Here is a 17710-nt window from a genome sequence, read left to right as displayed (position 1 = left end):
ACGCTCCGGCCGGGAATGACAACGGTCAGGTCCAACTTAAGGCCCGACAAAAATCAGGCGGCCAGTCAGCGAACCACAACGGCGATGCGCCGTTCGAAACCGCGGCCCGCGACGGCGCTCATCTGAACGACTGTGAGATCGAGGGCGGATTGCGGGCCTCCGAAATCGGCGCTCTCCTGGATGTCGGCATAGAGGATGGAAGGTTGCGCGCTCGTGAGCGTCCTCACCACCTGGCCGTCCTTGCGGATGTCGATCTCGTAAGCCTCCGCATCCTCGCAGAGCGGAACATCGACGGCTTCCCATCCATCGCCGTTGCGGCGGGTGCGGCGCGTCCAGACGATGCGGATCCCCTCGGCCTCGCGCCGCGCCGCCACGTGCACGGGGCTCAGCGGCTTGAGCGCCTCGCGTCCCACAACCGCAATGACCTCCGCGATGGAAGCATCCGCATGATCGCGGCCCGAGGGGCCGATCCGGTAGCGCCAGCTCTGGCCGAGATCCTGCAGGCTCGTCGTGAGTGGCACGACCGCCTCGTCGAGCTTCACGATCAGGGCGCCCGCTGCGACGATGCGTCCGGCCTCCGGTTCGGTGCCCGCAAGGCCGCGCAGGAAACGGGACAGGCGATAGGTGCGCTCCCCGACCAGCTCGGCGCGCGCGGCGGACAAAATCTCCCACCGGCCGTCGGCGCCGCAGAGAGCAAAGAGGTTGCGCCCGGACAAAGCCGCCTCGTCGTCGAGGGAGCTGAGCGCACCCGTGGAGATCTCGACATCGAGTGTTGCGCGGATATCCCAACGCCAGAGCGGCCCCGGAGCGAGCGCGCTCTTCGTCAGCCCGATCAACGCGGGCAGAGCGAGAACGCGATATGGCGCGAAGCTCGCGCCGTTGCCGGAGCGCCAGATTGTCATGGCGCCCGGCCAGGGATCGGCCGCAACCGCGATGTATTGCAGCGGCGTCGGATCGCTGAGAGAAACAGGCAGATCGAGCACGACAGCGATCGGCTTGCCCGGTACGGGCGGCGGGCGCTTCACCGGCCGCGGGATCGCGGAGCCGGGCCGCTCGAACACCGCCGGCTCCACGGCGCGTGTGGTGACCTTGCGAGTTGCACCGTCTGCGATGCGCGTGATGCGATGGAGCTTTGCTCCCGCATCGGTCGGAACCGCGATCACGTCGCCCGGCTCGAGATCGATCCGAAGCGGTGAGAGCTCGAACTCGGCGCCCTCGCGTCCGGCCCACAGATCCTGCAGCCAGGTATCGGCGAGCCGCTGCGCCTCGGCGCGGCGGGTGACGACGGCGCTGTCCGCCCTCGCCTCCCGGCGGCTCGAACCGGACAGGCGCCGCGAGGCCACCGTGGCCCAGCGGTAATCCGTATCGCTCTCCGTGAAGCCGACCTCCACCTGCTGCGGCAGCTCGGTTTTCTGGGCGCGGGTGAGCTTGAGGGCCGGCTCGTCCTCGACGAGCACGAGATCGTCCTTCGTCAGGTGCACGACCGCGCGCCCGCCGCGCCCCTGCCAAACGATGCTGCCGCCACGGGCGATCGCATCGACGCCGAAGAGGCGCAGCAGCGGCTCGAGCGCACCGCGCACCGAGAGAGGCCGGTCGATCACGTAGCCGTCCACGAAGCCGTCGACGGGAAGCGCGCCCGGATCACTGAGACCGAAGTCGCGCAGGATCCGCGCGATCAGGCGGTCGAGGGTCGCGCCCTCGATGCGCCCGGTGAGCCAATGGCCGGTGTCCCAGTTGGCCCCGTCCGACCAGACGGAATCGAAATCGGGAAAAGCCGGATAGGGCCGCGCATCCCAGGCCCAGACGAACACGTTGTCCGGATCCACCATGCGCCCGCCATAGGCCGACGAGGTGGGGTTGTACTCGGGCGCGAAGCCCCTCTGCGCGGGATCGAAGCGCGACAGGATGGCCTCCAGCGTGCGCGCTTGCACGAGATCGTCGCGCACGCCGCGGGAGAATGGCGGATAGGCGGATTCCGACGATTTGGGATCGGGAAAGACGTTGGGTCCGTTCGGCCCCTTGTCGACGGCGGGCACGCCGATCTCGGTGAGCCAGACCGGCTTCGATTGCGGCTGCCATGCGGTGGCGCCGATCTCGACGCCGTTGACGCGCTCCACATGCCGGTTCGACCACCAGGAGACGAGATCCTTCTGGCGGAAGACCCATGGCTTGTCGTAGGCGCCGTCCGTGATCGGACGTCGCGTTTGCGCCGCGCGCTCTGATGCGTTGGCGTAGTACCAATCGAAGGCCTCGCCGCTGCCGAGACGTGTGCGCAGATAATCGACGTCGTAGATGCTGCGCGCTGCCGTCAGATCGGCATGGTCAGGGCCGTCGCGCCAGTCGGAGATGGGCGGATAATAGTCGATCCCGACCGCATCGATGGCGCTCGCCGCAAAGAGGGGATCGAGCGGAAAGCGCACCTCGCTGCCGCCGTCGAGAACATGCGCGCCGTACTCGGTCCAGTCGGCGGCATAGACGATCTTCGTCGAGGCGCGCAGGATCGCGCGCACATCTTGCGCGAGGTCCCTCAGCCGCGTGACCGCAGGATAGACGCCCGGCGCCGAGCGCACGCGGGTGAGGCCGACGAGCTCGCTGCCGAGGATGAACCCGTCGACACCGCCCGCCTCCTCCGCCAGCGCCGCATAATGCAGGATCATGCGGTTGAAGCCGGCGCTGCGGGTGAACCAGAGATCCACCTGGGTGGCGGCAGAAGCCGTTCCGTCGGGAGAGCCAGACTCTCCTGGCGCAGGATGGCAGGTGATGCGTCCGCGCCAAGGATAGGCCGGCTGCCCGGTGCCACCGTAAGGGTCGGGCAGATCGTTGCCCTCAGCCACGTCCATCATCACGAAGGGATAGAGCACCACCTCCAGCCCGCGATCCTTCAGATTCCGGATCAGGCGGATGACGGATTCGTCGCAAGGAGTGCCGCCATAGGCGGGCGAGCCCTTCACGAGCGAGACCCCCTTCGCATCCTCGCGCGTCATGCCGGCGACGGACCAGGTGGCCCCATCGGTGGATTTCGTCTTCACGTCCACGCGCGGCTCGATGAGACAGGAGCCGGCGCGCAGGTCGTCGCCGAACCAGCTCACCACGAGGGAGACGCGTTTCAGGTTCGGGCACAGGGCTTCCAGGGCATCGAGGGAGGCCGCGACGTCGCTCGCGCGCTGCAGCTGATGACGGTTCTCCGGCCGCGTCCTGCCGAGGCCGAGCCCCTGCATCACCGCTTTCGTGTCGTAGCCGAACTCGCTCGCGCCCGGAATGAGGCAGACCGCGCGGATCATGCGGTTGAGACCATCGACGGGCCTCACCACCTCGAAGGAGAATTGCGGCACACGGTTGCCGAAATCCGCGAGCGGCAGGCGCTCGAACACTACATAGGCGAGGCCGCGATAGGCCGGGGCATACTGGGCACCCTCCTTCGCGACGATCAGCGGATCGGCACTTTGCGTCTGCGAGCCCGCATGCACGCGCATGGTGATGGTGCTCAGATCGAGCTCGCGCCCATCGGCCCAGACCCGGCGGATGAAGGCGATGCGTCCCTCGCACAGGCTGACAGCCAGATTGGCGAAGTAGGAATAAGTCGTGGTGACGGTCTTCGGCCCGCCGCCCATGCTCTTGCCGCCCTGGGCTCCGCGATCCACATCGGTGTTCACCACCTCCTCCAGCCGCGTCGCCCAGATCAGCTGGCCGCCGATGCGCGCGCGGCCATAGACCCGCGGAATCGGCGCGCCCTCGGTGGAGGTGAGCCCGTCGATGTCCTTGAGGCGCGGGCCTTCCACATGCTTCGTGGTGTCGCCGGAAAAGAGCGCGTTGTCGATGGCAGCGCCCGCCAGCGCGCCGAGCGCACGGCCCGCCATGGCGCCGATGGGTCCGCCCACCATGCCACCGACGACGGAGCCGACTGTTTGAAGAACGATGGTGGCCATCAGGTCTGATCCGGAAATCGGAATGCATGGGACAGGTGGCGGCGCCACCAGGGACGGAACGCGACCTCGGCGACCGCAGCAGCATCATGGGCATGGATCATGGTGTCGGCCGATGTCGCGATGGCGCAGTGCTTGGCGGGAAGGTTGTCGCGCCAGCGGAAGAGCAGCACGTCGCCGGGTTCGAACTGCATGGGCTCGATCTCGACGAGATGCTTTCGCGCCGCGGCAACGAGCGTGTCCGCCCCGGCCTCCGCCCAATCGGGCGAATACGGCGGCGGCAGCTCGGGCTCCGCGCCCATGACGCCCCGCCAGACGCCACGCAGCAGCCCGAGGCAGTCGCAGCCGACGCCTTTCAGCGAGGCCTGGTGCCGATAGGGCGTGCCGATCCAGGAGCGGGCCTCGGCGATGATGAGGTGGGGTGTGGGCATGGTCATAACCCGTGCGGCAGCACCCTCCCCTTGAGGGGGAGGGTCGGCTCGAAGAGCCGGGGTGGGGTGAATGGCGCGGCGATATGATTGCCTGTGCGTTGGGTCCGAGAGCAACCAGAGTGAGTGGCGTTGCCACCCCACCCCGCCGCCCTGACGGGCGTCGACCCTCCCCCCTCGGATCTCGGGTGTTCCCGAGATCCGCATATTTCATGCGCAAGTCGGGAACACCCGACTTGCGTCGGGGAGGGTGAAAGAGCATCACCGAAAGAAGCTTCCGCCATCCAATCCCGGCTCGCCCTACTGCGGCATGCGGATGATGAAGTCGTTGCCGGGCATGTGCGGGAAGCCGCGGAAGTTCGCGACGTTGTCGAACTTCTTCCGGCACGTGGCATGGGTCTTGTCGCAGCCCGCCGTGACGCGGAACGTGTCGCTGATCTTGATGGCTTGCGGCGCACGCTGCCACAGGTCGAACTCGTCCGTGCCTTGAACCGCGCGGTGCACCTTGATCTCGACGGACAGGCCAGTGCTGTCTCCTGTGAGCCACGTGAGTTGGCCTCCATTGCACCAGCCGTCCGCAAAGCCGATGCCGGACGCGGCAATCGTCAGCACACCATCGGTACGCGTGACGGTGCCGGTATCGGAATAGGCGGATGAGGCGAGATTGATGCCGCATTGCGCATCGCCGAGATCGGCCGCGCAGGTGGCGCGGAACAGGCGCCCGCGCTCCTCGTCGAAGCGGTGCATCAGCCCCCGCACCTCGGCGACGAAGCCGCCGTCGGCGCGGCGGATCTCGCCGATGGAGCCGATGTCGAGGAGCACACGCTCAGTGCCATCTCTCCAGTTCACCAGCCAGGTTTCCACGCTCGCATCGTCATAGAGGCCCGACGCGATGTCGTCCTCGGTGAGCCCTGCGGAGACGAGCGCGCCCGCGACCTCGCCGCCGCCGACCGCGAAGCCGAGTTCTCGCGTCGCCTCCGCCGCCTCCAGCCCCGAGCGGGCTGCATAAACGATGTCGCCGAGGACGATGTCGCGATCATGGTCTGTGAACCCGAAGGCGGTGCCGTCGCGCCGGATCAGCTTCCAGCAATGGCAAAGCGTCGTCGCCCCCTCCGCCAGATGGGCGGCGAGGTTTTCAGGGATGGTGCGCATGAAAGGAACCTTGAATATGATGCAGAAGACCTGAACCCCGCCCCTGTCATCCCCGCGAAGGCGGGGATCCATAACCGCCGACGTTTCAGGAGTGAGCGATCAACGCCGCATCCTGTTCTGCATCGTCAGCGGTTATAGATCCCGGGCTCTCGCTTCGCTCGCCCCGGGATGATATGTGCCCCGTCATCGCCGGGCTCGTCCCGGCCATTCACGTCTTTAAGGGCAGCAAAGACGTGGATCCCCGGAACAAGTCCGGGGATGACGAGGATGTAATTAGGGAACGATCTCGATCAGCGGGATCTGCGGGATGCCGCCGGCGTCGAAGGTGGAGAGGTCGATGTCGAGCTCGTCCGTGTCGAAGCGCACCGGCACGTCGAAGGCGAAGCCTGCCGTGATGATGGCGCCGGAGGGCGGCGCGGCCGCGAAGGCCACGATTCCCGTCGCGGGATCGCAGGTGAAGGCTGAGCCCACCGCCTGCTCCACCCCGTCGAGCGCCACCCGCACCGTGCCGCCGACCGGCTTGGCGATGGCGCGGCTGTAGGGCGCGAAGGACGAGCCGTAGGCCTTCGCCAGCTGGAAGCTGCGCTCCGCCCCGTTGCCGGTGCCGATGCGCTGGTCCAGCGGCGTCGGCTCCTTCGACGGTGGGCCGGAGCGCCAGTCGGTGCGGTCGCGGAAGCGGAAGCCATGGAGACGGCCGCGCCGCTCCTCGAAGAAGGCGATGACCGTGTGCAGGGCATCGACGGTCCGAACCCCCAGGCCCGCATCGTAGCGGCGGCGGGACGAGGCCCAGCGGCTGTTGCGGTGCTCGCGGCCGGAGGCGAGCGTGACGATATCGGTCCGCCGCACGGGCCCGCCCCGGCTGCCGAGGCCGACATCGAGGGGAAAGCGGACCTCGTGGAAGTCTGAGGCCATGATGGGTCTTCCTTGAAAGCTTGAAACGAAAAAAGCCGGGGTGGCGTTGTCGAGACGAATGACCGCTCAGCATGGAGAAGGCGCAAGATGAGCAATGCCCCCAACGACCTCGCGCAGGATTTCCCGGACAAGGTCGACCGGATCCACCAGCTGAAGACCAGCAACAACCGCTTCGCGCGGCTCTACGACGAATACGACGAGCTGAACCGCACCATTCACCGGGTCGAGACCCGGGTGGAGCCCAAGCCCGAGGAAGTCGAGGAGGAGCTGAAGCGCCGCCGCCTGCAGATCAAGGACGAGATCATGGCGATGCTCGAGGGCACCGACACCTGACCACCCTCACATCCCGCGCTGGCCCCGCGCGACGGCCCGGGCCAGCGCGGCGGAAACCTGCGCCTCGGAGCGGCGGAAGCTCTCCGCATCCGGGGTCGTGACGTTCACGGTCACGGAGACCGGGCGCCCTCCGCCACTGCCCCGCACGCCGAGCCGGCCGTCAGGCCCACGCGCCAGTGGCATCACGGCCTCCGCCCCCTGCTCGCCCATGAGGCCGAGCCCGCGCCCGAGCGGAAAATAGGCCGGCGCTCCGACCACGCCGCCCTTGGCGAACGGCATGAGCATGCTGCGCGAGACCACGCCGCCCTTGGCAAGCGCCGGACCGCCGGCACCGAAGAGGGAGCCGAGGAGCGACGACAGCCCGCCGCTCAGGTTTTGCCCTGCGCCTGACAGATCAGGCCCCATCGGCAGCACCTTGCCGAACAAGCCTGCCATCAGTGTTTGCATGCCACGACTGAGCGCCATCTGTAGTGGAGCCATCGCCGAGCGCAACGCGAATTCTGTGAATGTCTTGCGTGCGTCTTTTAGAACGTTATCAAATTTCTTGCCTTCCGAGATGTTCTTGGCGAAAGCATTGGACAGGGATTCACCGAACCGTTCGGAGAGGCCGATGAGGGTGTTGAGCTGTCGTTCCGTCTGGCCTTTCATGCCCAACAAATCATCGATCTTCTGCTGGGAAGTCTTGTCTGTCATACGAACCTCATTAATCAAAAGCCGAGTTCAGGGATGCATTTCATCTTTGGTCATCATGGGTTTGGCCGGGTGTGCTCAACCGCGCCAAAACATGGAGTTGCCGCGAACCGCCGACCCTCGTGTCAATAAGGCTATAGACGAGTGCTATGCCGATGCGTTGAAGATCATCTATACAGCACCACCGCGGACTGCCTCGGAATACGGTGCTCAACAGTTCTTCAGGGCCTGCATGAAGGCAAAAGGTCACGAACTTTGATGGATCGAAGCGCAATGAACAACGGATCCATCTCCCTACCCAGGAAATGCCCGACAAAGCTCCGCGGGCTGCGTTAGACATTTCTCTGTATGCTCCTGACGATTGCGTTGGCTGCTTGTGTCAGCACTCCGCCTACACGGTCTTACTTCAAGACACCTGGGCTAAGCTTGGACCAATGGAGCCGCATCCAGAAAGAATGCGCTTACGAGGCTGAGAAGGCGACCGCATCGGCAGATCCGAAAACGGCTGTCTCCTATACTTGGAGACAAATCTACATCATGTGCGTCGAATTGAAGGGTGCGACGTTCGTTGGAAGAGTGAGAATGCCTGATGAACAATGGAATCGTCTTTCCACCCTCTGCAAGGAGGAAGCCGGCGATGCAGTCGCCAAACGCTCAGCGTCCCGTGATCGAGACGAGATGAAGGAAGATCTGGAAGTTGAATGCCTCAGGCGCAACGGCGTAAGCTTCAGTCAGTCTCTTTATCCTTGATTGTTTCGCTATCCGGGAACGACTCCATCAACCGCTCGAGGTCGCTGCTCAGCGCAGACTCGATCATTCGCCCACCGCTCAGTCCCTCCCAGGCCGCAATGAGTTCGCGCGGCGTCGCACGCCAGAAAATCTCCGGACTCCACCGCAGGATGCTCAAGCCGAGCGTCAGCGCATCGTCCTAGGGTAAGGCGACTGGCTCACGCTTGCATCCTGCGGCTGCGGAGGGTTTGGCGATGTCTCGCCTCCGCCGAAGGTCATGATGAGGAGATCGGCAAGCGCCGCGGCCACGGGCTCGATGCCCTCGTGCAGCGGCAGGCTCGCCACCTCCACGTCGCTCATCGCATGACCGCCGCCGCGCAACGCGACGCCGAGGAGCGTGAGCAGATCGCGGCTCGACAGATGCCCGGTGCCGAAGCGCTCGGCGAGCGCGTTCAGATCCTGCACGCCGAAGGCATCCTCCAGCTCCGCGAGCGCGCCGAGCGTGAGGCAAAGAGTATAGCAGGTGCCACCGAGCTGCAGCGCCACCTCGCCCCGTCGTCTGTTGGGCATCGATTGTCTTTCTGTTTGGAGATTGCCCTCCGTCATGGCCAGACTTGTTCCGGCCATCCACGTCTTCCACTGCGGCAAAGGCGTGGATCCCCGGGACAAGCCCGGGGATGACGGCAAAAGAGCGTTGTCAGGATGAATGCGACCATGCCGCGATCACAACGCGACGAAGGCGAGCGCGCCCGCCGACTCGAAGGCCATCTCGAACGTCACCTCGCCCGCATGGTCGCCGCGATATTCCAGGCTCGTGATCTGGAACGGGCCCTCAACGCATCCGAAATCGGGAATGACGATCTGATAGGTGAGAATGTCGCCGTCGAAGAAGACTTGGCGCATGCGCGCATCGGACGCCTCGTCCTTGAACACGCCGGAGCCGGAGATGCTGGCCCGGCGCACGCCGACGCCGGCCAGCAATTCGCGCCAGCGCCCGGCGGATTCCGCGTGTGTCACGTCGACGGTCTCGGCATTGAAGGCGATCTGACGCGTGCGCAGGCCCGCCGCGGTGACGAAGGCATTGCCGCCATCGCCGATCTTGATGAGCAGGTCCTTGCCCTTCTGAGCAGGCATGGGATGTCCTTTGTTGTGTAGAGGGAAAAAGAGATTTCTTGTGTTGAGTCGAGCTCTTCCCTCTCCCTTTCGGGGAGTGATCGAGGGTGGGGCTGCAAAGTCAAAGTGCTGCGCATCATCCAGCAAGCGCGAGGCGGCTACAGCCTACCTCTCCCCGGTGGGGAGAGGTCGAGCGCAGCGAGGGTGAGGGGGTACAGTCTTATCCGGAGAGGGCATAACCCCTCACCCGCCGCGCTGACGCGCGTCGACCTCTCCCTCAGGGAGAGGTGTGCCAGCGCTTGATCAGGTTAGCGCTCACTCAGTTACACCACCTCCGTCACCGCGCGCAGGCTCAAGGTGACGCGGGCGAGGCCGCTGTCCTTGTCGCGGGCGGAGGCGAGCTCCGTGACGCGCAGGTTGACGAGGCGGTGGCCGTCGAGGGCAAGCGGCGCGTCGTCGAGAATCGCGAAGAGGCGGTCGGCGACCATGAGGCCCTTGCGCGCGCCGCCCTTTTCCGACCAGACCACGAGGTCGAGGTTCTGCACGTGGCCGCGGTCGAGATCGGTGGACCAGTCCTCGGCCTTCACGTTGCCGAACAGCGCATAGACCGGCTCGGACCCGCGCGGCGGCTCGTCGTAGAGGCGAAGCACACCGCCCATGAGCGCGCGCAGCTCCGCATCCGCGGAGGCCGCATCGAGGATCGCGCGGCGTAAGGCAAGAACTGGGCTCGTCATGGCCTAACCTCCTCGACGAGGCAGACGAGATCGCGCTTCGATCCGTCGGGATCGGATGCCGCGCGAATGGCGAAGCGGCGCAGGCCGGATGTGAGCCGCATGGCGCCCGTCACGCCGTCGCGATAGCGCAGGGTGATCCGGTGCGTCAGGCTCTGCTCGGGCCGGTCGGCGCGCACGCGCTCGGTGCCGGAGAGCATCTCGATGGCGCCCCAGAGTTGCGGCCCCGGCGCATAGGAGCGGATGACGCCGCCGAAGCCGTCGGGCCGCTCGAGCGGCAATTCGAGCACGAACCGGCGCGAGCGCGCGCCGATGGGTCGGGATTTGGATGACATGGGAATAACTTTGAGAGGGATCTCGAACGAACAGATTTCATGCCGAAAAGCAGACGTGAGGCTGCGTCCCGGAGTCCGGCTCGGCCGTCTTTCCCTCCCCCTTGCGGGGAGGGATGAAGGGTGGGGGTCGCAAAGTCGGAGCGCTGTGCCTGATCCAGCAAGCGCAAAGGCTAGGACAGTTTCACCTCTCCCCGGATCACGGGTGCTCCCGAGATCCGCTTTGCTTGCGCAAGTCGGGAACACCCGACTTGCGATGGGGAGAGGTCGAGCGCAGCGAGGGTGAGGGGAAGAGCGGCTGCCGGAGAAGGCTGTAACCCCTCACCCGCGCCTGAAGGCGCGACCTCTCCCTCGAGGAGAGGTGAAGCGGAGCCTCATCCGGAAATCTCTCAACCGGTCGGGCCACCCCCACCCCTACCCCTCCCCAAGTCGGGTGTTCCCGACTTGGGCAAGTGAAAGCCCATCTCAGGCAAGCCTGAGATGGGTGGGGAAGGAAAGCAGAGACGTCACAGCCGCGCCCGCTGGAACGGCGCGACGAGGGCGAGCGCCTCGGGCGGCAGGATCTGCTCGCCCACCACGTCGCCGCGGTTCTCGAACCAGTGCGCGACGAGGATGCGGATGGCGAGCTTCAAGGTCGCGGGCACCGTCTCGGCCGTCGTGCCGTAGCCGGCGCGCAGCTCGATGGAGATGCCGTGGCGCGGCTTGCCCGGCTCCGGAGCCCCCGGGACGTCAATGCGCGGCGGGTCGCTCAGCACATCCACCGCGAACGTTTCGTCCGGCAGCTCCGATGCGCTGCCCGCGGCATCCGAGATCCTGATCGCGTCCACGGCGATCAGCGGCGCAAGCGGCAGCAGGATCGCGCCGTCGCGGGGCCAGCGGTCGAGCACCACGCGCCAGCGTTGCTCGATCAGGATCCGCCGGGAGGCCGCCTCGACCATGAGCCTTGCCGCCTTGATGAGGCCTGAAATCAGGTCATCCTGTGCGGCGTCGTCATCGTCGACGCGCAGATAGGCCTTCATCTCGGCAAGCGTAATGGGCTCGACGGCGGGGCCGCTGACGAATATGGGAATCATCGGAAAACCAGGATCCTTGATAAAGTGATGATACGTCCGATCACGCTCTGCCTCGCGCTGTCGCTGTCTGCTTCGGGCGCGCATGCCATCGTCGGCGGCCAGCCCGACGAGGGTCCGCTGTCGCGCCGGAGCGTGATGGTCTTGAGTTCGAACGGCGGCGTCTGCAGCGCCGTGGTGCTGGCGCCCGACGTGGTGCTCACCGCGGCCCATTGCGTGACGGGCGCCGCCGAGCACCGGGTGCATTTCCGCGACGAGACGGGCGAGCCCGTGCTGATCGTGCCCGCCGCGAAGGCGGTGCACCCCGGCTACAACGCGAAGGCCATCGAGACGCGCCAGCGCTCCATCGACCTCGCGCTCGTTCGCATTCCCGAGCCCCTGCCCGCCCGCTTCGAGCGGGCGACCCTCAGCGCCGGGAAGGTCCAGGAGAACTCCTCCGTGACCGTCGGCGGCTATGGCCTGGCCCGCGAAGGCGACGCGAAGAGCACCGGCACCTTCCGCACCGCCTCGCTCACCGCCGTCGAGCCCCATGGTCCGAGCAGGATCCTGCTCTGGGCCGAGGGCTCCGGCACGGCGAGCGCATGCCAGGGCGATTCCGGCGGGCCGATGGCCTCCGGACCCGTCGTGACGGCGATCACAAGCTGGTCGGCGCCGGCGAGGGGCAAAAGCTGCGGAGGCCTGACGCAGGGCATCCTCGTCGGCCCGCAGCGCGAGTGGATCGACCGGATTCTGAAGAGTTGGAACCGTGCCGCGTTGTGGAGCGGCAACGGATTTTAGAAATTCACAATGTAACGGAACTATCCTTACAGCCGAGGTCTTGCCTTACAAAATCCCTCCTTCACGGCATCATCATTCCATGCGCGCATTGCCGATTCTCGCCCTCGCCGCCTTCACCCTTGCTGCAAGCCCGGCCTGGGCCATCCTGCAGGGCTCCGCCTCCAGGGACCCGAACGGGCTGCGCCGCTCGGTGGTCGCCATCGAGAACTCGCTGGGCGAGCTCTGCTCCGGCGTGGTGGTCGGGCGGGATCTGGTGCTGACGGCCGCGCATTGCGTGATCGACCGCGCCTCCTACCGGGTCACCGGCCTGAACCGGTCTTTCCGGCCGCAGCGCTTCAACGTCGCCGCGCTCGCCATCCACCCGACCTTCGTGGCCGGCACCACGCCGCGCACGCAGCCGGGCATCGATCTCGCCGTGGTGAAACTCGACCGCCCCCTCGGCCCGGACTTCCTGCCCCTGAATCCAGCCCAGGCCGGGCGGATCGATGTCGGCGACGGCGTGACCATCGCGGGCTACGGCGTGCTGTCGGAACGCGCCAGGGGCACGGCCCGCACCCTTCGCCAGACCAACCTCGTCTCCCTCGGCCCCATCGAGGTGGCCAACCGGGTCCTGATCGTGGCCGACCGGAACCGGCTCGCCGAGACCACGGGCGCGGGCGCCTGCCGCGGCGATTCTGGCGGACCGATTCTGGCTGTGACCCAGAGCGGCTATCAGCTCTACGGCATCACGAGCTGGTCGAGCGGCGCGCTTCGCACCCGCACCCCCAGCGCCTGCGGCGGCCTCACCGCCGTGACGCCGGTGGCGGAGCATCTGCGCTGGATCATGGGCAGCATCGAGAGCCTCAATGGCGCATGGACGCGGAATTGACCCGTCTCTGACGTGTGAGTGAACCCTTTCCGTTCTATGCTACAGGGATGAAACCCACCCCGTCATGGCCGGGCTCGTCCCGGCCATCCACGTTTTCAACCGCTGCAAAGACGTGGATCCCCGGAACAAGTCCTGGGATGACGAGACGGGTTAAGCCGCGAACTTCAGCAGCTTGATCGCCGCGTAGTCCTGCACGCCGCCGCCGACGCGCTTGGTGGTGTAGAACAGCACGTAAGGCTTTGCGGAATACGGATCGCGCAGCACGCGCATGCCGGCGCGGTCGACGATGAGGTAACCGCGCTTGAAGTCGCCGAACGCGATGGCGCAGGCATCGAGCGCGATGTCCGGCATGTCCTCCGCCTCCACGACCGGGAAGCCCATGAGGGTTGCGGCCTGGCCGAGGCTCGCGGGCGGCGCCCAGAGATACGCGCCGTTGTCGTCCTTGAAGCGGCGGATGGCGCTCTGCGTCTTGCGGTTCATCACGAAGGCGGCGTTCTGGCGATAGCCGCTTTTGAGCGTGTAGATGAGATCCACCAGCACGTCGGACGGGTCATCCGCCGGGAAGGTCGCGCCGCCCGTGTTGACCGTGCCGAGGCGGCCCCATTCCCAGATCTCCTCCTCGACCGTCTCAGTTGCGAGAAAGCCCTTCGGCTTGTTGACGCCGTCGCCGTTCACGAAGGCGGCGCTTTCCTGCTCGGCGAAGGCGGATTCCACCTCCTCGGCGATCCAGCTCTCGATATCGACCACCGCGTCGTCGAGCAGGGTCTGGGTCGCGGCCGGCATGGCGTAGAGCTCCATGGCCGGAAAGCTCATCTCGGAGAGCGCGGGGCTCGCGGTCTGCGGGCGCGCGGCCGTCTCGCCGACCCAGCCGGTCGCCGGGCCCGTGGCGGAGAAGGCGCGCTTGTACTGGCCGCCGGAGATCACCCGCACCGACGAGATGGCGCGGATGGGCGACACGCCGGAGAGGCGGCGCAGCACCTCGCGCTCGACGGTGTCGGGCACGAGATAGCCGCCGTCCGGACCGGAGCCTGCGGAGAGCGCCTTCTCCTCCAGACGCTTCAAGCCCGCGGCCTCGCCGGTGCGGACATAGGAATGGAAGGCGGCCTTGTGCTCTCCTTGAGCCAGATCGCGCGGGGCATCGGTGCCGCCGGCCAGCGGCGGACGCGAGCGTTCGAGTGCCATGCGGTCGATGCGGCGCTTGGCATCGTCGAGAGCGCCGTCGATGCGGGCGAGTTTTTCGTCCGTCACCACGTCGCTCGTCAGCCTGGTCTCGATCTCGGACAGGCGCGTGTCGTTGGCGTCCTTGAACGCCTCGAAGGCACGGGCGAAGTCCTCGAAGGCCGAGGCGACATCGTCGGAGACGGCTTTGGTTTCAACAACTGGGATCATATGAATCAATCGGTTTCAAAAAGCGTCAAAGAAAAAGGCCCGCCGGATGGCGGGCCCGTTATTCCCTGTGAAGGGATGGTCAGCTCCGGCCCCACCTTAAGAGACGCATGAGCGGCGTCTCGAAGGAGGATCCAGAGAACACTGGAGACGCCCGGATCCTGCGAGACGGACTTGACGGTCCTCCTCAGGATGAGGGCTCAATGGAGACGCCTCGATCCAAGAGCTAGGCTCTCAGCAAGAGGAGCGTCGTGCGAATCCGAAAGCGATGTCCACTTTCGGGGCTGAGGCTTTAGCGGCGACGCGTCGTGCTCCGGGTATTGGCCTGCACCTTGTTGGCGACGGTCGGACCCGTTGCAGCACCGATCGCACCACCGGCCACGGCGCCGACGGGTCCTGCCACCGCACCGACGCCGGCCCCGACGGCCGCGCCGCCGACGCGTTCTTCCGTGGTGGTGCAGGCCGCAGCCGCAAGGCCGAGGAGCGCGACGAGAGCGAGCTTCTTCATGAAAACCTCCCAAGACAAGCGGAGCACAGACGCCTCTCCCATGAGGACAGGGCCCGCAGCCTCCGCGCGTGCGGGCTTTCAGCTAACGCGCTCCCACGGACAAGGTTCAGGACAACAATCTCGCGGCGGTTCGGCGAATGTGGGCGGCCAGTGCTGGTGCCCCCCGCTTCACGGTTTCGACCCGCGCGCCGGGCAGCATCGGGAAGGTCACGACGGAGATCTCCCACAGGTCGAGCTTCTCCAACCGCCGCAATCCGGTCGGCCGTTCGGCCCTGGCGCGCTCGACGCGAAAGCCGATGGAGAGCCCGTCGACCGCGCCGTCGCGCATGAGGGCGTGGATGTCCCGCGCCCGTTCGACGGCGAGGTTGAGCCTGCCGCGGACGCGCAGGCCTCGCAGGTCCTCCGAGATGGAGAGCCAGCGCCCGATCGGCTGGCCCGGATCGTGCTGCCAGAGCAGGCGCACATGGGCCGCGCCGCGATTCCGCAAGGATTCGCGAAAGGCGCCAGGCATCACCACGTCCTTGCCGAGATCGGCCTCGCCGAACAGGCTGGCATAGCCCTCGAACACGCCCTCGGCATCGACGGCGTTCACGGGTTCGGGCAGAAACTTCCTCTCGTGGACGACAGGCACGCCGACCGTCATCGCACGGCCCCGCCGGCTGTCTTCGAGGGCCTAGCGCATCGTGCGGACCCAGCGGGCCGCGCCAGCGAAAAGTGGTTCCGGTTTTCCGCGCTCAACGATGCGCTTTTCAAAGAAGGGAGCATCGGATTTATCCCAAAAGTGGTGCCCACTTTTGGGTCCGATGCTCTTGCGTCGAGTTTTTCGAGCTGGCGCACGAAGTCGCGGAAGACGAGCGCGGCACGGTTCTGGGCCTCCCGTGCGGCCTTCGGCTTGCGCGGCGCGCGGGATGCAAGGCGGGTCATGAGGGATCTCCCGAATGGCGGCGGTTGAACAGGGACAGCTCGCGCACGAACGCGTCGAACCGGCGGTTGGCCGCGAACAGGTCGCGCAGGGTCATGGCAAGCAAAGCGGAGGCCCCGCTGGCCCAGACGAACAGGGCCAGATGGGCAAGATCCCCGCGCCGGATGACGGCCTCGGTGATCTGGTCGAATGTGTTCATGATTTGTTCTCGCGAAAAACTCCGTTTGAGGGTTGGGTTGGAGAGAGCATCAGCTTTCGTGAGGATTCGGGTGCGCACCTTTTCACGTCTTTTCACGTCGTCATCCCGAACGAAGCGCAGCGGAGATCCGGGATCGGGTGACAAGAATGGCGCGACCAACCCTCTCCCCCACAAGGAGGGAGGGGAACAGCGCCGTATCCTGAACCCGATCACGAATTTCGTTTCGCAGCCCGGTATGACACCCGCCACGTCATGGCCGGGCTTGTCCCGGCCATCCCGATTGGAAAAGATACGCGGTTCAGACAATCGAGATCACCAGCACAAAGCCGGTGATGACGTGGAGAGAATGTCGTCGTCTCGCAATCATCTCCGCCTCTCCTTCCCGCCTGCAGCGCGCCCGTACCCCACCGCGGCGCGCTTCTCGTCATCGGACAGAAACGCCGCCGCCGACACGCGCCGCCAGAGGCTTTCACGCTCGTCGGCGAGCGCCTCGATGGCGTCGAGGTCGGGCTCGAGCACGAGCGCATCGCGGTAGGCCGGCGCGAGCCAGTGGGCGAGCGCTTCGGCCGTGCGCTTCACCAGCGGGATCACAGTCTGGCGGTAGAAGGCGCGGTTGGCTTCGGCGTAATTGGCGTGCGTGCTGTCGCCGGGCAGCCCCAGCAGCAGCGGCGGCACGCCGAAGGCGAGCGCGATTTCTCGCGCGGCCGCGGCCTTCGCTTCCACGAAGTCCATGTCCTTCGGCGAAAGCGAGAGCGGCTTCCAGTCGAGGCCTCCCTCCAGCAGCAACGGGCGGCCCGCATTGCCGGCGCCCTGATAGTTCGTCTCCAGTTCGCTCTTGAGCCGGTCGAACTGCGCATCGGTGAGCGTCGTGCCGCCGACGACGAGGGCGCCGGACGGCCGCGCCGCGTTGTCGAGGAGCGCCTTGTTCCAGGCGCCCGCCGCGTTGTGGATGTCGAGCGCGGTAGCGGCGGCCTCCATCGGCGACAATCCGTAATGATCGTCCGCCGGATGAAACAGCGTCAGATGCAGGATCGGCGGCAGCGCCTCGTCGTCGCGGATGGAAAAGCGCACGGACTGCGTGCCGACCGCATATTCGTAAGCGGCGGGCCAGCCGTCCGAGTCAGGCACCACGCGCATGCGGTCGGGCCGCAGGGCGTGAAGCTCGCGCGGCGCGCCATCCAGGCTCACCGCCTCCACATAGGCATTGCCCGACACCATCAGGTGCCCGTAGAGGCTCTCGAGAAAACGCTGCCCGCCCTCCCGTGCATTGGGCCGCAACAGCAACGACAGCAGCGGATGCGATGCGATCTCGCGTCCGTCGCTCGTGAGCACCAGCGGCAGCGACGCCGCCGCCTCGCTCACCAGGCGCACGGCGCGATGCACGACGGCGTTCTTCTGGAAGCCTTCTCGGGAAAGCGCCGTGTAGTCGCGCGGCGTCCACACGGCGCGACCGGCGACATAGAGCGCGATCGCGCCTTGAGCGCGCGAAGCCTTCGCCTCAGGCGGAGCCTGAAGCCAGCGGGTCAATCGGTTCAGCATGAAAAGCTCCTGCCCCGGCTGGGGCATGAGATGGTGAAGGAACAGGGAGCGTGTGAGCTACGCGCAGCATGGATCATCCCCGGAACGAGCCCAGGGAT

At 66.4% G+C, this 17710-nt stretch carries 20 protein-coding genes; 4 read left to right on the top strand and 16 right to left on the bottom strand.

Features of this window, described 5'->3' with window-relative positions; all coding sequences use genetic code 11:
- Nucleotides 1–65: 65 nt before the first annotated feature.
- From ILT44_RS14450 to ILT44_RS14435, 4 genes are all read right to left on the bottom strand, one after another.
- Complete coding sequence (locus ILT44_RS14450) at nt 66–3926, bottom strand: baseplate multidomain protein megatron (RefSeq protein ID WP_204240297.1); 3861 nt, start codon at nt 3924–3926, stop codon at nt 66–68.
- Entirely contained in the window at nt 3926–4360 is a 435-nt protein-coding gene (locus ILT44_RS14445) for an NlpC/P60 family protein (protein WP_204240296.1), read from the bottom strand. Before ILT44_RS14445 ends, ILT44_RS14450 begins: the two co-directional genes overlap by 1 nt.
- A gap of 291 nt (nt 4361–4651) precedes the next feature.
- The gene (locus ILT44_RS14440; RefSeq protein WP_204240295.1) at nt 4652–5503 is read right to left on the bottom strand and encodes a phage/gene transfer agent baseplate hub protein; all 852 of its coding nucleotides are present in this window, start codon (nt 5501–5503) and stop codon (nt 4652–4654) included.
- Nucleotides 5504–5776: 273 nt separating this feature from the next.
- Nucleotides 5777–6415, bottom strand: coding sequence for a DUF2460 domain-containing protein (locus tag ILT44_RS14435; RefSeq protein ID WP_204240294.1), 639 nt, complete (start codon nt 6413–6415; stop codon nt 5777–5779).
- Nucleotides 6416–6502: 87 nt separating this feature from the next.
- Between ILT44_RS14435 and ILT44_RS14430 the strand changes: the two genes are divergently transcribed.
- Nucleotides 6503–6748 carry an HP1242/YdcH family protein gene (locus ILT44_RS14430; protein ID WP_204240293.1) on the top strand — a complete coding sequence of 82 codons (246 nt, stop codon included), beginning with the start codon at nt 6503–6505 and terminating at the stop codon, nt 6746–6748.
- Between the two features lie 6 nt (nt 6749–6754).
- On the opposite strand, the gene ILT44_RS14425 is transcribed toward ILT44_RS14430, so the two are convergent.
- Nucleotides 6755–7441 carry a phage tail tape measure protein gene (locus ILT44_RS14425; protein ID WP_204240292.1) on the bottom strand — a complete coding sequence of 229 codons (687 nt, stop codon included), beginning with the start codon at nt 7439–7441 and terminating at the stop codon, nt 6755–6757.
- Between the two features lie 579 nt (nt 7442–8020).
- On the opposite strand from ILT44_RS14425, the gene ILT44_RS14420 reads away from it, so the two are divergent.
- Nucleotides 8021–8188 (top strand): hypothetical protein, encoded by a 168-nt coding sequence (locus ILT44_RS14420; protein WP_204240341.1) that lies wholly within the window; start codon nt 8021–8023, stop codon nt 8186–8188.
- Here ILT44_RS14420 and ILT44_RS14415 read toward each other — a convergent pair.
- The 6 genes from ILT44_RS14415 to ILT44_RS14390 form a co-directional block, all read right to left on the bottom strand.
- Nucleotides 8166–8345 (bottom strand): phage tail assembly chaperone, encoded by a 180-nt coding sequence (locus ILT44_RS14415; RefSeq protein ID WP_204240291.1) that lies wholly within the window; start codon nt 8343–8345, stop codon nt 8166–8168. The two genes, ILT44_RS14420 and ILT44_RS14415, sit on opposite strands and share 23 nt — an antisense overlap.
- A gap of 8 nt (nt 8346–8353) precedes the next feature.
- On the bottom strand, nt 8354–8737 hold the full coding sequence (locus ILT44_RS14410) for a gene transfer agent family protein (RefSeq protein WP_204240290.1): 384 nt from the start codon (nt 8735–8737) through the stop codon (nt 8354–8356).
- 153 nt (nt 8738–8890) lie between these two features.
- On the bottom strand, nt 8891–9301 hold the full coding sequence (locus ILT44_RS14405; protein ID WP_204240289.1) for a phage major tail protein, TP901-1 family: 411 nt from the start codon (nt 9299–9301) through the stop codon (nt 8891–8893).
- Between the two features lie 302 nt (nt 9302–9603).
- Nucleotides 9604–10014, bottom strand: coding sequence for a DUF3168 domain-containing protein (locus tag ILT44_RS14400; protein WP_204240288.1), 411 nt, complete (start codon nt 10012–10014; stop codon nt 9604–9606).
- Entirely contained in the window at nt 10011–10346 is a 336-nt protein-coding gene (locus tag ILT44_RS14395; RefSeq protein ID WP_204240287.1) for a phage head closure protein, read from the bottom strand. The genes ILT44_RS14400 and ILT44_RS14395 overlap by 4 nt, the downstream gene beginning before the upstream one ends.
- A gap of 503 nt (nt 10347–10849) precedes the next feature.
- On the bottom strand, nt 10850–11416 hold the full coding sequence (locus ILT44_RS14390; protein WP_204240286.1) for a head-tail connector protein: 567 nt from the start codon (nt 11414–11416) through the stop codon (nt 10850–10852).
- A 27-nt stretch (nt 11417–11443) separates the two neighbouring features.
- Here ILT44_RS14390 and ILT44_RS14385 point away from each other — a divergent pair, with 27 nt between their 5' ends.
- Both ILT44_RS14385 and ILT44_RS14380 read left to right on the top strand, forming a co-directional pair.
- Entirely contained in the window at nt 11444–12190 is a 747-nt protein-coding gene (locus ILT44_RS14385; protein ID WP_204240285.1) for a S1 family peptidase, read from the top strand.
- Nucleotides 12191–12269: 79 nt separating this feature from the next.
- Nucleotides 12270–13058 (top strand): S1 family peptidase, encoded by a 789-nt coding sequence (locus tag ILT44_RS14380; RefSeq protein ID WP_204240284.1) that lies wholly within the window; start codon nt 12270–12272, stop codon nt 13056–13058.
- A 150-nt stretch (nt 13059–13208) separates the two neighbouring features.
- Here the strand turns inward: ILT44_RS14380 and ILT44_RS14375 are convergent, their stop codons facing one another.
- From ILT44_RS14375 to ILT44_RS14355, 5 genes are all read right to left on the bottom strand, one after another.
- Nucleotides 13209–14447, bottom strand: coding sequence for a phage major capsid protein (locus tag ILT44_RS14375; protein WP_204240283.1), 1239 nt, complete (start codon nt 14445–14447; stop codon nt 13209–13211).
- 289 nt (nt 14448–14736) lie between these two features.
- Nucleotides 14737–14952, bottom strand: a complete 216-nt coding sequence (locus ILT44_RS14370) for a hypothetical protein (protein ID WP_204240282.1) — start codon at nt 14950–14952, stop codon at nt 14737–14739.
- Between the two features lie 106 nt (nt 14953–15058).
- A complete protein-coding gene (locus ILT44_RS14365; protein ID WP_204240281.1) occupies nt 15059–15595 on the bottom strand; it encodes an HK97 family phage prohead protease in 537 nt (178 codons plus the stop codon).
- A 277-nt stretch (nt 15596–15872) separates the two neighbouring features.
- Nucleotides 15873–16073, bottom strand: a complete 201-nt coding sequence (locus ILT44_RS14360) for a hypothetical protein (protein WP_009493950.1) — start codon at nt 16071–16073, stop codon at nt 15873–15875.
- 363 nt (nt 16074–16436) lie between these two features.
- A complete protein-coding gene (locus tag ILT44_RS14355) occupies nt 16437–17612 on the bottom strand; it encodes a phage portal protein (RefSeq protein WP_204240280.1) in 1176 nt (391 codons plus the stop codon).
- Between the last annotated feature and the right edge of the window lie 98 nt (nt 17613–17710).

The sequence above is a fragment of the Microvirga arvi genome (genome assembly GCF_016892765.1).
Lineage (GTDB): Bacteria > Pseudomonadota > Alphaproteobacteria > Rhizobiales > Beijerinckiaceae > Microvirga > Microvirga arvi.
Note: the sequence above shows the minus strand (reverse complement) of the source record. Positions and strands in the feature narration are given on the sequence as shown.

Coding starts and splice junctions, on each gene's coding strand:
- ILT44_RS14380 (WP_204240284.1), top strand. CDS start 12,270: ATGCGCGCATTGCCGATTCTCGCCCTCGCCGCCTTCACCCTTGCTGCA.
- ILT44_RS14445 (WP_204240296.1), bottom strand. CDS start 4,360: ATGACCATGCCCACACCCCACCTCATCATCGCCGAGGCCCGCTCCTGG.
- ILT44_RS14410 (WP_204240290.1), bottom strand. CDS start 8,737: ATGCCCAACAGACGACGGGGCGAGGTGGCGCTGCAGCTCGGTGGCACC.
- ILT44_RS14435 (WP_204240294.1), bottom strand. CDS start 6,415: ATGGCCTCAGACTTCCACGAGGTCCGCTTTCCCCTCGATGTCGGCCTC.
- ILT44_RS14375 (WP_204240283.1), bottom strand. CDS start 14,447: ATGATCCCAGTTGTTGAAACCAAAGCCGTCTCCGACGATGTCGCCTCG.
- ILT44_RS14355 (WP_204240280.1), bottom strand. CDS start 17,612: ATGCTGAACCGATTGACCCGCTGGCTTCAGGCTCCGCCTGAGGCGAAG.
- ILT44_RS14395 (WP_204240287.1), bottom strand. CDS start 10,346: ATGTCATCCAAATCCCGACCCATCGGCGCGCGCTCGCGCCGGTTCGTG.
- ILT44_RS14370 (WP_204240282.1), bottom strand. CDS start 14,952: ATGAAGAAGCTCGCTCTCGTCGCGCTCCTCGGCCTTGCGGCTGCGGCC.
- ILT44_RS14405 (WP_204240289.1), bottom strand. CDS start 9,301: ATGCCTGCTCAGAAGGGCAAGGACCTGCTCATCAAGATCGGCGATGGC.
- ILT44_RS14365 (WP_204240281.1), bottom strand. CDS start 15,595: ATGACGGTCGGCGTGCCTGTCGTCCACGAGAGGAAGTTTCTGCCCGAA.
- ILT44_RS14385 (WP_204240285.1), top strand. CDS start 11,444: ATGATACGTCCGATCACGCTCTGCCTCGCGCTGTCGCTGTCTGCTTCG.
- ILT44_RS14400 (WP_204240288.1), bottom strand. CDS start 10,014: ATGACGAGCCCAGTTCTTGCCTTACGCCGCGCGATCCTCGATGCGGCC.
- ILT44_RS14390 (WP_204240286.1), bottom strand. CDS start 11,416: ATGATTCCCATATTCGTCAGCGGCCCCGCCGTCGAGCCCATTACGCTT.
- ILT44_RS14425 (WP_204240292.1), bottom strand. CDS start 7,441: ATGACAGACAAGACTTCCCAGCAGAAGATCGATGATTTGTTGGGCATG.
- ILT44_RS14450 (WP_204240297.1), bottom strand. CDS start 3,926: ATGGCCACCATCGTTCTTCAAACAGTCGGCTCCGTCGTCGGTGGCATG.
- ILT44_RS14440 (WP_204240295.1), bottom strand. CDS start 5,503: ATGCGCACCATCCCTGAAAACCTCGCCGCCCATCTGGCGGAGGGGGCG.
- ILT44_RS14420 (WP_204240341.1), top strand. CDS start 8,021: ATGCCTGATGAACAATGGAATCGTCTTTCCACCCTCTGCAAGGAGGAA.
- ILT44_RS14360 (WP_009493950.1), bottom strand. CDS start 16,073: ATGAACACATTCGACCAGATCACCGAGGCCGTCATCCGGCGCGGGGAT.
- ILT44_RS14430 (WP_204240293.1), top strand. CDS start 6,503: ATGAGCAATGCCCCCAACGACCTCGCGCAGGATTTCCCGGACAAGGTC.